This is a genomic window from Ectothiorhodospira magna (genome assembly GCF_900110965.1).
Taxonomy (GTDB): Bacteria; Pseudomonadota; Gammaproteobacteria; order Ectothiorhodospirales; family Ectothiorhodospiraceae; genus Ectothiorhodospira; species Ectothiorhodospira magna.
On sequence record NZ_FOFO01000004.1, the window covers coordinates 18,030 to 31,183 of the forward strand.

The window sequence follows — 13,154 nt, forward strand, 5'->3', positions numbered from 1 at the left end:
AACCCATTGGGGGGAGCGCCGTCATGGCACTGGTCATCAATTCGAATATCGCGTCCCTGACTGCCCAGCGGCAGTTGAGCATGAATCAAATGAAAATGATGCAGACCTTCGAGCGCTTGTCCTCGGGTCTGCGGATTAACCGGGCCAAGGATGATGCGGCCGGTCTGGCGGTGAGCGAGCGGATGACAGCCCAGATTCGGGGGTTGAACCAGGCAGCTCGCAATGCCAATGACGGGATTGCCATGATCCAGACCACGGAAGGGGCACTCAAGGAAATCAGCGCCAATCTGCAGCGGATGCGGGAACTGGCGGTGCAGTCGGCCAACGGAACTTATGAGGCATCCGACCGAGCCGCCATGCAGGCTGAATTTTCAGCACTGCGCATGGAAATTGGTCGGGTGGGGACTCAAACCCAGTTTAATGGGCAGAATGTCCTGCAGGGCTTGGGGGCAGCTACCCGATTTCAGGTGGGGGCGAACGCCAATCAGACCATTGATTTCCATTTTGATCAGGTATTTGCACCGGGGGCTGTTGCCGGCGTGGCCATTGGTACACAGTCAGTGCTGACCGTTGGGGGGGCTGCAACGGCCATCACGACGCTGGATACCGTCATGAGCGCCGTCAATACCTACCGGGCCAGGATGGGGGCAGTGCAGAACCGGCTGGAATCGGCAGTGATGACCATCACCAATACGGCAGAAAATCTGTCGGCGTCTCGTTCCCGCATCATGGATGCGGATTTTGCCCAGGAAACGGCCAATTTGACCCGGTATCAGATCCTGCAGCAGGTGGGGATCTCGGTGTTGGCCCAGGCCAATCAGAACCCCAATCTCGTCTTGTCTCTGCTGCAGTGATGGCTCTTGTGGGCCTGGCCGGTGGCCATTGACTGCCATGGGCGGCAAAAAAATTCCGCTCTGGGTCTAAAGCTTGCCGCCTGGAGGCCGATAACGGGTTTGAGAGCGGCAAGCTGTCGCCGATCAGGGGCAAGGCAGTACCGCCCGATACGCAACAGGTTTTTGTACTTTTCGACAAGCTGCGTGGCACTTGTCCAAAATCAGGAGAGTCATCATGGCACAGGTCATCAATACCAATGTTCCTTCCCTTAACGCGCAGCGTAACCTGAACATCACCCAGGGGAAGATGACGCAGACGTTTGAGCGTCTGTCCTCGGGTCTGCGGATCAACCGGGCCAAGGATGATGCGGCCGGTCTGGCGGTGAGCGAGCGGATGACAGCCCAGATTCGGGGTTTGAATCAGGCGGCTCGTAATGCCAATGACGGGATTTCCATGATCCAGACCACGGAAGGAGCGCTTAAGGAAGTGACCGCCAACTTGCAGCGGATGCGAGAGCTGGCGGTGCAGTCCGCTAACGGCACTTATCAGAATGACGGGGACCGTGAGGCGATGCAGGCGGAGTTTCTTGCGCTTCGTGCAGAAATTGGTCGGGTGGGTGCCCAGACTGAGTTCAATGGACAGGCTGTGCTTTCTGGGCTTGCTTCCGCGACAAAATTTCAGGTGGGCGCAAATAGTGGGCAAATCATCACTTTTAACTTTAGCGGTAAATTTACTTCTGCAACGATACGTGGAGTCGCTATTGGCGATAAATCAATATCTACTGCTGCTAACGCAGCCCTTGCCATCACTCGACTGGACTCGGCATTAGATACAGTCAACGCCTACCGCGCCGATCTGGGCGCAGTACAAAACCGTCTGGAATCGGCAGTCATGACCATTACCAACACGGCGGAGAACCTGTCGGCGTCCCGTTCTCGGATTGTGGATGCGGACTTTGCCCAGGAGACGGCGAACCTGACCCGCTACCAGATCCTGCAGCAGGCAGGGACTTCGGTGCTGGCCCAGGCCAACCAGAACCCTAATAACATCATGTCCTTGCTTCAGTAGTGATAAATATGCTTTATAAGCATTAACCCTTTTATTTTTGTGTCAATGTAAAACCAGCGGGGGTCTACGCACAGTGGACTCCCGCTTTTTTTGGCCTGTCTCCTTTCTCAAACTGTGTCATTGACTGTGCCGGCGGCCATCGGCAACCGTTAGCGGCAAAAAAATTCCGCTTTGAGTCTAAAGCTTGCCGCTTTGGGGCCGATAACAGTTTTGAGAGCGGCAAGTTGCTGCCAACCCAGGGCAAGGTGATACCGCCCGGCACACAACAGGTTTTTATACTTTTTGACAAGCTGCGTGGCACTTGTCCAAAATCAGGAGAGTCATCATGGCACAGGTCATCAATACCAATGTTCCTTCCCTTAACGCGCAGCGTAACCTGAACATCACCCAGGGGAAGATGACGCAGACGTTTGAGCGTCTGTCCTCGGGTCTGCGGATCAACCGGGCCAAGGACGATGCGGCCGGTCTGGCGGTGAGCGAGCGGATGACAGCCCAGATTCGGGGTTTGAATCAGGCGGCTCGTAATGCCAATGACGGGATTTCCATGATTCAGACCACGGAAGGAGCGCTTAAGGAAGTGACCGCCAACTTGCAGCGGATGCGAGAGCTGGCGGTGCAGTCCGCTAACGGCACCTATCAAGACCCCCAGGATCGTACCGCCATGCAGGCAGAGTTCTCTGCACTTCGTGCAGAAATTGGTCGGGTGGGTGACCAGACCGAGTTTAATGGGCAAAAAGTGTTAAGCACTCTTGGTAGCGTTGATTTTCAGGTGGGTGCTAATGCAAATCAGGTAATAGATTTTAATTTTAATAAGGCATTTACAAGCGCAGCTGTTGCTGGAATTAATATTGGTACTGGGGAGGCAAGCGTTGCAACGGTCGGTGACGCAGCCTCTGCCATCACTCGGCTGGACTCGGCATTGGATGCCATCAACGCCTACCGCGCCGATCTGGGCGCAGTACAGAACCGCCTGGAATCGGCAGTGATGACCATCACCAACACGGCGGAGAACCTGTCGGCGTCCCGTTCGCGGATTGTGGATGCGGACTTTGCCCAGGAGACGGCGAACCTGACCCGCTACCAGATCCTGCAACAGGCGGGGACTTCGGTGCTGGCCCAGGCCAACCAGAATCCCAATAACATCATGTCTTTGCTGCAGTAATACCTGTCCATATTGATGCACCTGGAGGCCGAAAGGGAAACCTTTCGGCCTTTTTTGGTTGGGGTGACCACAATGGCGGCAAAAAATTGCCGTTTTTTTGCAAAATGGCTCAAGCTTCTCCTTCAGGGGCCGATAAGAAGCCTGAGGAGCGGCAAACTTTTGCCGCCGAACGGCAAAAAGCCGCCGCTTCTGACATGTTGGTCAATTGTTTTCAACCCTTGGCAGGCCCCTCGCAGTTGGGTGGGGCTGCCCCAGTAGATAAGGAGCGCCGTCATGGCACAGGTCATCAACACGAATGTTCCATCGCTGAACGCGCAACGGAATTTGAATATCACCCAGGGGAAGATGACGCAGACGTTTGAGCGTCTGTCCTCGGGTCTGCGGATCAACCGGGCCAAGGATGATGCAGCAGGTCTGGCGGTGAGCGAGCGGATGACGGCCCAGATTCGGGGCCTGAATCAGGCGGCGCGCAACGCCAATGACGGGATTTCCATGATTCAGACCACGGAAGGGGCGCTCAAGGAGATTACCGCCAATCTGCAACGGATGCGAGAGTTGGCGGTGCAGTCGGCCAACGGCACCTATCAGGATACTGGGGACCGTACCGCCATGCAGGCGGAGTTTGCTGCCCTTAGATCAGAAATTGGTCGAATTGGCGTTGATACTGAGTTTAATGGAAAAGGCGTGTTAAGTGGTGGTTTAACTAATGTCGCATTCCAGATTGGTGCTAATGAAGATCAAGTAGTATCATTTAATTTTAATCAAGCATTTACGTCAGCTGCCGTTGCTGGTGCAACTATTGCCGGAGGTGTTGATACTGCCGGTAATGCCGCTACAGCAATCACTAACCTTGATAACGCATTGAGCGCAGTGAATGGCTTTCGCGCCAATTTGGGTGCCCTTCAGAACCGCCTGGAATCGGCAGTGATGACCATCACCAACACGGCGGAAAACCTGTCGGCGTCCCGTTCTCGGATTGTGGATGCGGACTTTGCCCAGGAGACGGCGAACCTGACCCGCTACCAGATCCTGCAGCAGGCGGGGACTTCGGTGCTGGCCCAGGCCAACCAGAATCCCAATAACATCATGTCCTTGCTGCAGTAATACCTGTCCGTATTGATGCACCTGGAGGCCGAAAGGGAAACCTTTCGGCCTTTTTTGATTGGGGTGACCACAATGGCGGCAAAAAATTGCCGTTTTTTTTGCAAAATGGCTCAAGCTTCTCCTTCAGGGGCCGATAAGAAGCCTGAGGAGCGGAAAGTTTTTGCCGCCGAACGGCAAAAAGCCGCCGCTTCTGACATGTTGGTCAATTGTTTTCAACCCTTGGCAGGCCCCTCGCAGTTGGGTGGGACTGCCCCAGTAGATAAGGAGCGCCGTCATGGCACAGGTCATCAACACGAATGTTCCATCGCTGAACGCGCAACGGAATTTGAATATCACCCAGGGGAAGATGACGCAGACGTTTGAGCGTCTGTCCTCGGGCCTGCGGATCAACCGGGCCAAGGACGATGCAGCAGGTCTGGCGGTGAGCGAGCGGATGACGGCCCAGATTCGGGGTCTGAATCAGGCAGCTCGCAACGCCAACGATGCGGTGTCCATGATTCAGACCACGGAAGGTGGACTCAAGGAGATTACTGCTAATCTGCAGCGGATGCGGGAGTTGGCAGTGCAGTCGGCTAACGGCACTTATCAGGATACTGGGGACCGTACCGCCATGCAGGCAGAGTTTGACGCTCTGGCGGCAGAAATTGGGCGTATTGGGACAGCTACTGAGTTTAATGGGACTGCGGTGCTTAACTCTGGTGGCGAAAAGATTTTTCAAATTGGCGCGAATGAAAATCAAACCATTACTTTTGATTTTGATAAAACATTTACAGCAGCATCAGTGGCTGGTGTTGCTATTGGTACCGGCGTAGGAGACGTCGCTGATGCAACCGATGCTATTGGTGAATTAGATGATGCTCTGGATGCAGTCAACGCCTTCCGCGCTGATCTGGGCGCATTGCAAAATCGCCTGGAATCGGCAGTGATGACCATCACCAACACGGCGGAAAACCTGTCGGCGTCCCGTTCGCGGATTATGGATGCGGACTTTGCCCAGGAGACGGCGAACCTGACCCGCTACCAGATCCTGCAGCAGGCAGGGACTTCGGTGCTGGCCCAGGCCAACCAGAACCCCAACAACATCATGTCCTTGCTGCAGTAATCCGGCAGTTGTTTTAGTGGTGTGAACCCGACGGGAGTCTCATGGTTGTGGGACTCCCGTTGTTGCAAAAGCGCAGGCCGCGCCGATGTGACGGGGGTTCGATGGGCTTCCGTGGCCCATGAGCGGCAAAAAAATGCCCCTTGAGGGCTAAAGCTTACCGCTTCGGGGCCGATAAGGAGTCTGAGCGGTGGCAAAAAGCTGCCGGCACCGGAAAAGATTGTCCTCATCATGGCAGGTACGGGTCATCAGCTGGCCGGCTTGCCACGACCAAAAGGAGCGCCATCATGGCACAGGTTATCAATACGAATGTTCCTTCCCTGAATGCTCAGCGTAATCTGAACATCACCCAGGGGAAAATGACCCAGACCTTTGAGCGCCTGTCCTCGGGTCTGCGGATCAACCGGGCCAAGGACGATGCGGCAGGTCTGGCGGTGAGCGAGCGGATGACGGCCCAGATTCGGGGTTTGAATCAGGCGGCGCGCAACGCCAATGACGGGATTTCCATGATTCAGACGGCAGAAGGGGCACTCAAGGAAATCACCGCCAATCTGCAACGGATGCGGGAGCTGGCGGTGCAGTCATCTAACGGCACCTATCAGGATGCGGGGGATAGAGCTGCCATGCAGGCGGAATTTTCGGCCCTGAGGGCTGAAATTACCAGGGTGGCAGAACAGACCTTGTTCAATGGTACTAGTGTGTTGAATGATGGTGGCAGTATTAATTTCCAGGTTGGCGCCAATAATGGACAAGTGATTGGTTTTAATTTTGATACAGAATTTAGTGCTGGTGGGCTTGGTATTGACGCTGCAACTGTTGCCACTTCTGGCGGTGCTCCTGCAGCGATTACTACAATCAGTGCTGCCCTGAATACTGTGAATGCATTCCGCGCCGATCTGGGCGCAGTACAGAACCGCCTGGAATCGGCAGTGATGACCATCACCAACACGGCGGAGAACCTGTCGGCGTCCCGTTCGCGGATTGTGGATGCGGACTTTGCCCAGGAGACGGCGAACCTGACCCGCTACCAGATCCTGCAGCAGGCAGGGACTTCGGTGCTGGCCCAGGCCAACCAGAACCCCAACAACATCATGTCGCTGCTGCAATGATGTAAACTAAAGGGGCGGTACGCCTGTCCACCACAACGGCTCAGGGGGGAAAGCCCCCCTGGGCCTGCCTGAGTCCAACGGTCAAATGTGGTAGGCTCGCCCTGTTCCGGCGGCTGTCATACCACAGTCGTCATCCCTCCCCGCCCTGATGGACGGGGTACCTTGCGGAGGACTGGTGACAGATGGATATTCACGCCAACCCCATGTCGCCGACGATAGACCGATCGGCATCCCGATCCGGCACCTCACCGCCGGGGGGCAAGCCTGTCCCGGCCCAGTCCCCCAATATGCCCCCCCCCGTATCCGATCCCCTGGCTTTCAAGGGACGTGATCCGGCAGATGCCGATCCCAACAAGACCCACGCTCTGGATGCTGCCGTGGAACAGATCAACGATTTTGTCCAGGTCATCCAGCGCGACCTGGAATTTTCCATTGACGACGCCACAGGACATACCATCGTCAAGGTCTTTGATCGCCATACCCAGGAATTGATCCGACAGGTGCCACCGGAGGAGTTTTTGGCCATTGTGGCACACCTGGAAGAAGTGAAAGAGGGACTCCTGGTCAAGGAACAGGCTTGATGGCATCTTTATTGCTTATTTTTTGCCCGGGAGTGTTCCAGTAAAACCATGCATAAAGGTGGTCGTTTGCCCTTGAGTCGAGGTTTTGCGATTACCGGGAGGTCGTGATGTCAACAATCAGCGCAATGGGTGTGGGTTCCGGGATTGATATCCGGGGCCTGGTGGATCAGTTGGTGGCCGCCGAGCGTAAGCCCAGGGAAATGCAGATCGAACGCAGTGAAACCCGGATCAAGGATCAGATGTCCGGGCTGGGCCGGCTTAGAAGCGCCCTGGCCACCTTCGGCGATGCTGCCAATAAATTGAATCAGGCGTCAACATTTCGCCAGATTGAAACCAGAGTGACCTCCGAAGGGGTGCTGTCGGCCACCGGCACCAGCACGGCCCCCTTGGGTAATTACGATGTGAATGTGGTCCACCTGGCCCAGGCCCAGCGGATGGTCACCCGAGCGGATATGTTCTCTGGTGTGACGGATTTTTCCGCTTCGGGCACCGCCCTGGGGTCCGGGGAGATGACCTTCAGTTTTGAGGGCGGTGGCTCTGAAACCATCACCATTGCCGATGGTGCCTCATCGTCCCTGAATAGCTGGGCGGCAGCCATCAATAGCCAGTCCAGCCGGCTGACGGCATCGGTGGTGGATGATGGCAGTGGTCCCCGGATGATTTTGACTTCTGCCGAGACCGGCCAGGCCAATGCGGTGACGGGGATTGCCGTGAATGCCGATGATCCCAGCAGTCTGATCGGAAACTTTGCCGCGACCATGTCCGGTCTGGCCCAGAACGATACCGATGGTGGTTTCACCCTGCTGCGGCAGGCCCGGGATGCCGAGGTTCAGATCGACGGCATGACGGTGACCCGCAGTACCAACGAGATCAGCAATGCCATCGATGGCGTGACCCTGACCCTGTCCAGCACGGGGGATAGCCGGGTGATTGTGGGGGAAAAGCAGGGCGCTGCCCGCACAGCGGTGGAGGATTTCGTCAAGGCTTACAATACCCTGATTGGGGAATTTTCCCGGCTGGGGGCCTTTGACAAGGATTCCAATACCGCCGGTCTGCTTAACGGGGATGCCACCCTGCGGTCGGTCCAGACCCAGCTGTACCGGATCATCAGCGATCCGGTGGGGCCGACGGACAGCCCGGTGAGAATCCTGGCGGATATGGGCATCAGTACCGAAAAGGACGGCACCCTTAAAATTGATGATGCCCGGCTGACCCAGCGGCTGTCGGAGGATCGGGAAGCCCTGGTCAGTTTCTTCACCGATGGGGATCATGGTCTGGCCAAGCGCCTGGGGGGGTTCGTGGATAACTTCACGGGCCGGGACAGCCCCATCAATTCCCGTAACGACAGTCTGCAACGGCAATTGCGGGGCATCGAGGATCAGCGGGAACGGCTGGATTACAGCATGGAGCGCCTGGAGATGCGGCTGATTTCCCAGTTTTCCGCCATGGACGCCATGGTGGCGCAGATGAACCAGACCAGTGATTTTCTCAGTAATCAGATGGCTTTGATGCAGGCCAATACCCGGGCCGCCCGTCGCTAGTGTGGCTTCAGATTTTGCCCCATTGGCCGACATAGGGTCAGAAGCGTTAAGATGTTTTGAGCCTTTTGACCGGGAGGATGGCCATGCATAAAGCGATCAATCAATATCAGCAGGTGGGCGCCGCTGGCGCCACCTTTGCTGATCCCCATCGTCTGATCGAGATGCTGTTTGACGGCGGTATCGATCGATTGGCCCAGGCGCGGGGTGCCGTGATGCATGGCAACCGGGCCGCGAAGATCAAGCTGATTGGCAAAGCCTTTGACATCATCGGGGGACTCAGGGGCGGACTGGATCTGGAACGGGGTGAGATTGCCCAGAATCTGGATGCCCTGTATGACTACATGCAGCGGCGGTTGGTGGTCGCCAATGCCAGGGATGATGTGGAGATCATTGACGAGGTGTCGCAGTTGCTGGCGGAGATTCGGGATGCGTGGAAGTCCATTCCCATGGAGGCCCGCAAGAATCCCCAGGCCCATTTGAATACGCCAGTGGCTGAGCCGGTGGCCGAGGTGTCCCAGGTCTCCGGCGAGGAAAGCCGCTCATCTTAAAAAAGGGGAACCCCCTTCATGACCCGAGCATTCGTACCCAGTTACCTGGAGGACTTTCGCTGCGATGGCCCCAACTGTCCCGACAACTGTTGTCAGGGCAGTTGGAGAATCAGTGTGGACGAGTTGCATTTTAAACGTCTGCGAGCGGTTCATGACCGGGAACTGACCCCCTTGATCAAGAAGTACGTCAAGCGCAATCGCAGGGGGGACAATGATCAAAATTATGGCAAGCTGGTGCTGGACAAAAAAAAGCGCCAGTGTGTGTTTTTGACCCCCGAGAAGTTCTGCGGCATCCAGCAAAAGCTGGGAGAGCGTCATCTTTGTAATGTCTGCATGATTTATCCCCGCTCCACCGCCTTCATCAAGGGATTTCCCCTGGAGCGGTTTTTGAGTTTTTCCTGTCCTCTGGCGGCAAAAACCGCCTTGCTCCGACCCCAGGGGATTGATTTTTTGGAAACCGATATTGATATCACTGAACGTCACCTGTTCAGTTGTGTTCTAGATTTTGACCAGGAGCGCAAGACCCGCCCCTATGTGGATTATTTTTTCGAGTTGCGGGCGTTTACGGTGCAGGTGCTCAAAACCCGTGATTTTCAGCTTTGGGAACGGTTGATCGTGCTGGGGATGTTTTATGCCCGGCTGCAGGAGGTGGTGAATCAAGGGGATTATCACGCCATTCCTGCTGAAATCGACACCTGCACCCATCGGATCGTCTCCAATCTGTATCAGGAATTTCTGGCGGATGTGCCTGCCAATCCCACGGTGCAGATGGAGATGGCCCGTCAGATCATCGAGGCCAAGTCCCAGATGGATGCCAAATCCGGGCAGGTGGAATCCCTGGCCGGGGTGATGGAGGATTTTGCCACGGGGATCGGTTTTGACCCGGAGCAGACCCTGGATGACAACACCCGGCGTTACCAGCAGGTCTATGAGCAATGGTATCTGCCATTTATGGGGTCACGGGAGTACATTCTCGAAAATTATCTGGTGAATTATGTCTTCATCCGGCTTTTCCCCCTGACCCAGAAAACCCTGTTTGACAGTTACGGGATGATGGTGCTGAGTTTTGCCCTGATCAAATTGCTGTTGATCGGGCGGGCCGGGGTGAGAAAAGCGGAGTTTGACGAGACTGACGTGGTGATGGTGATCCAGAAGTTTGTCAAGTCGGTGGAGCATAACCAGGGGTTTGTGACCTGGGTGTATCAGGAAATGGAAAAGCAGAATCTGTTGACCATGGCTCACATGGCCATTTTGATCAAAAATTGATGGCAGGAATCGGCGTTATGGCATCGGGTAGTGATGAAATCGAAGCGATCATGGCCGCCGCTGAGGCACTGGAGGCCTTGTCCCGGCGTAGTCTTGAGCTGGCGCGGCAGGAAGACTGGGATAATGTCGCCCTCAATGAGGCGGAGCGCACCGCGCTGGCTCAGCGTATTCAGGTGGGGGAGCTGGCCTTGTCAGCAGAGGACGGGGTCGGAGAGAAGCTGTTTGAGCGGTTACAGGCCATTCAGGCTTTGGACCAGGAATTGCTGCCGCTGCTGGAGCAGGCCAGGGACGAGGCAGGCCGGGCGCTGCGCCAGGCAAAGCACAGCGCAGCCGGGGCCAGAATGTATGCCAGGGTGGAACAGGGAGAGTGACGGGTTTTTGATTATTCTTCTTGAGTTTCCCGCCGCTTGTCCGCCTGATTGGCATCCACCACTGCCAGGGCGGTGATGTTCACCAGGCGGCGCACCGAGGCGGTTTCGTTGAGGATATGTACCGGGCGGGCAGAACCCAGCAGGATCGGGCCAACGCTGATGCCTTCACCACTGGCGGCCTTGAGCAGATTGAAGGAAATGTTGGCGGCGTCGATGTTGGGCATCACCAGCAGATTGGCCTCGCCCTTGAGCCGACAGCCCTGAATCAGTTGTTCCCGAATGTCTTCCTTGAGCGCCGCATCGGCGTGCATTTCTCCATCCACTTCCAGATCCGGGTCCAGGGTTTCCAGCAGACTCCTGGCCTGACTCATTTTGCGGGCGGCTTCGGAAGGGACGCTGCCAAAATTGGAATGGGACACCAGGGCCACCTTGGGCGTGAGGCCAAAATTACGCACTTCTTCGGCGGCCATCAGGGTGATTTCGGCAACGGTGGCGGCGTCTGGGTTCTCGTTGACGTAGGTGTCACATAAAAACAGGGTGCGATGGGGCAGCATCAGCAGGTTCATGGTGGCAAAGGTCTGGACACCAGGGGCCAGACCGATGACATCCTTGATGAACTGAAGATGATAACCATGCTGGCCCACCATGCCGCAGACCATGGCGTCGGCGTCGCCGTTGCGTAACAGCATGGCGCTGATGAGGGTGTTGTTGCTGCGGATGCGATATTTGGCAATGTCCGGGGTGATGCCCTTGCGTCCCATGATGTCATGGTATTCAGCCCACAGGGTCCGAAACCGGCCATCGGAGGCCGGGTTGACCAGTTCAAAATCCTCACCAGGGCGCAGGTTCAGGCCAATGCGTTCAATGCGGGATTCGATCACTTCCGGGCGACCCACCACAATGGGATGGGCCAGACCTTCTTCCAGTACGGTTTGCACCGCCCGCAATACCCGCTCGTCTTCCCCTTCGGCATAGATCACCCGCCGGGGGGCGGCCTTGGCGGCGGCAAATACCGGTTTCATCACAAAACCGGACTGATAGACAAAATTGTTCAGGTGGTCCCGGTAGGTCCACAGGGCGTCCATGGGGGCCGTGGCCACCCCGGAGTCCATGGCCGCCTTGGCCACCATGGGGGCAATCTTGACAATCAGACGGGGGTCGAAGGGTTTGGGAATCAGGTAATTGGCACCAAATCGCAGCCCTTCATCCCCGTAGGCTTTGGCCACCACGTCGGAGGGTTCTGCCCTGGCCAGTTCCGCCAGGGATTTGACCGCCGCAATCTGCATTTCCTTGGTGATGGTGGTGGCGCCTACATCCAGGGCGCCCCGGAAAATGAACGGGAAACACAGGACATTATTCACCTGATTGGGGTAATCGGAACGTCCGGTGGCGATCATGGCATCATCCCGCACCGCCATGACTTCTTCGGGCAGGATTTCCGGGTCCGGGTTGGCCAGGGCCATGATCAGGGGATTGGGGGCCATGCGGGCCACCATGTCGGGTTTGAGTACCCCGCCAGCGGATAGCCCCAAAAAGACATCGGCGCCGTCGATGATCTGGCCCAGGGTGCGGGCGTCGGTGGATTTGGCGTAGCGGGCCTTGTAGCTGTCCATGTCTTCGGGGCGGCCCTGATAGACCACGCCATGAATGTCACTGATCCAGATGTTGTCTTCGGGCAGGCCCATGGTCACCAGCAGGTCCAGGCAGGCCAGGGCGGCAGCGCCGGCGCCGGAGGTGACCAGTTTGATGCTGGTGAGGTCTTTGCGGGTGAGCTGCATGGCATTGAGGACGGCGGCGGCCACCACGATGGCAGTGCCATGCTGGTCGTCATGAAAGACCGGAATACGCATCCGTTCCCGCAGTTTTTGCTCGATATAAAAACATTCCGGGGCCTTGATGTCTTCCAGGTTGATGCCGCCGAAGGTGGGTTCCATGGCGGCGATGATGTCCACCAGTTTGGACGGGTCCTGTTCGTCCAGTTCGATATCGAATACGTCGATATTGGCGAATTTTTTGAACAGGACGCCTTTGCCTTCCATAACCGGCTTGGCCGCCAGCGGGCCGACGGCACCCAGGCCCAGAACGGCGGTGCCGTTGGTGATCACCCCCACCAGATTGGCCCTGGCGGTGAGGCGGCTGACCTGGCTGGGGTCCTGGGCAATCAGGCGGGAGGCTGCCGCCACACCGGGGGAGTAGGCCAGGGCCAGATCCCGCTGATTGGTGAGTCCCTTGGTGGGCACCACCGAAATCTTGCCGGGGGTGGGATAGTAGTGGTAATCCAGTGCGGCCTGGTCCAGGGAGGTTTTGTCCATTGGGGCGGTGAATCTCTGCGGCTATCGAAATGGAGATAATGGGCGTATTATCAGGGTTCGGGAGATTTTTCGCATCCAGGAGCAGGCAGGCATCTTTGGATTCCTGGTCACCTGCGATTTAACATAATAGACATTATGCGTACCTTTTGCCGTCAGGAC

12 protein-coding genes are annotated in these 13,154 nt (G+C 56.7%); 11 read left to right on the plus strand and 1 reads right to left on the minus strand.

Features of this window, described 5'->3' with window-relative positions; all coding sequences use genetic code 11:
* Window positions 1–23: 23 nt before the first annotated feature.
* The 11 genes from BMX62_RS02425 (at window position 24) to BMX62_RS02475 (ending at window position 10,683) form a co-directional block, all read left to right on the plus strand.
* Entirely contained in the window at window positions 24–854 is an 831-nt protein-coding gene (locus BMX62_RS02425; protein ID WP_090203588.1) for a flagellin N-terminal helical domain-containing protein, read from the plus strand.
* 214 nt (window positions 855–1,068) lie between these two features.
* Window positions 1,069–1,902 (plus strand): flagellin N-terminal helical domain-containing protein, encoded by an 834-nt coding sequence (locus BMX62_RS02430; protein WP_090203591.1) that lies wholly within the window; start codon window positions 1,069–1,071, stop codon window positions 1,900–1,902.
* 325 nt (window positions 1,903–2,227) lie between these two features.
* Window positions 2,228–3,064 (plus strand): flagellin N-terminal helical domain-containing protein, encoded by an 837-nt coding sequence (locus BMX62_RS02435; RefSeq protein ID WP_090203594.1) that lies wholly within the window; start codon window positions 2,228–2,230, stop codon window positions 3,062–3,064.
* A 273-nt stretch (window positions 3,065–3,337) separates the two neighbouring features.
* Window positions 3,338–4,168, plus strand: a complete 831-nt coding sequence (locus BMX62_RS02440) for a flagellin N-terminal helical domain-containing protein (protein WP_090203599.1) — start codon at window positions 3,338–3,340, stop codon at window positions 4,166–4,168.
* Window positions 4,169–4,442: 274 nt separating this feature from the next.
* On the plus strand, window positions 4,443–5,270 hold the full coding sequence (locus BMX62_RS02445) for a flagellin N-terminal helical domain-containing protein (protein WP_090203602.1): 828 nt from the start codon (window positions 4,443–4,445) through the stop codon (window positions 5,268–5,270).
* A gap of 284 nt (window positions 5,271–5,554) precedes the next feature.
* A complete protein-coding gene (locus BMX62_RS02450) occupies window positions 5,555–6,376 on the plus strand; it encodes a flagellin N-terminal helical domain-containing protein (protein WP_090203605.1) in 822 nt (273 codons plus the stop codon).
* A 182-nt stretch (window positions 6,377–6,558) separates the two neighbouring features.
* On the plus strand, window positions 6,559–6,957 hold the full coding sequence (locus tag BMX62_RS02455; RefSeq protein ID WP_090203608.1) for a flagellar protein FlaG: 399 nt from the start codon (window positions 6,559–6,561) through the stop codon (window positions 6,955–6,957).
* A gap of 107 nt (window positions 6,958–7,064) precedes the next feature.
* The gene (gene fliD / locus BMX62_RS02460; RefSeq protein ID WP_090203611.1) at window positions 7,065–8,498 is read left to right on the plus strand and encodes a flagellar filament capping protein FliD; all 1,434 of its coding nucleotides are present in this window, start codon (window positions 7,065–7,067) and stop codon (window positions 8,496–8,498) included.
* A gap of 83 nt (window positions 8,499–8,581) precedes the next feature.
* Entirely contained in the window at window positions 8,582–9,046 is a 465-nt protein-coding gene (gene fliS / locus BMX62_RS02465) for a flagellar export chaperone FliS (RefSeq protein ID WP_090203614.1), read from the plus strand.
* 18 nt (window positions 9,047–9,064) lie between these two features.
* Window positions 9,065–10,312 carry a flagellin lysine-N-methylase gene (fliB, locus tag BMX62_RS02470; protein WP_090203617.1) on the plus strand — a complete coding sequence of 416 codons (1,248 nt, stop codon included), beginning with the start codon at window positions 9,065–9,067 and terminating at the stop codon, window positions 10,310–10,312.
* 17 nt (window positions 10,313–10,329) lie between these two features.
* Window positions 10,330–10,683 (plus strand): flagellar protein FliT, encoded by a 354-nt coding sequence (locus BMX62_RS02475; protein ID WP_162273487.1) that lies wholly within the window; start codon window positions 10,330–10,332, stop codon window positions 10,681–10,683.
* An 11-nt stretch (window positions 10,684–10,694) separates the two neighbouring features.
* Here the strand turns inward: BMX62_RS02475 and BMX62_RS02480 are convergent, their stop codons facing one another.
* Window positions 10,695–12,995 (minus strand): NADP-dependent malic enzyme, encoded by a 2,301-nt coding sequence (locus BMX62_RS02480; RefSeq protein WP_090203622.1) that lies wholly within the window; start codon window positions 12,993–12,995, stop codon window positions 10,695–10,697.
* Window positions 12,996–13,154: the final 159 nt, after the last annotated feature.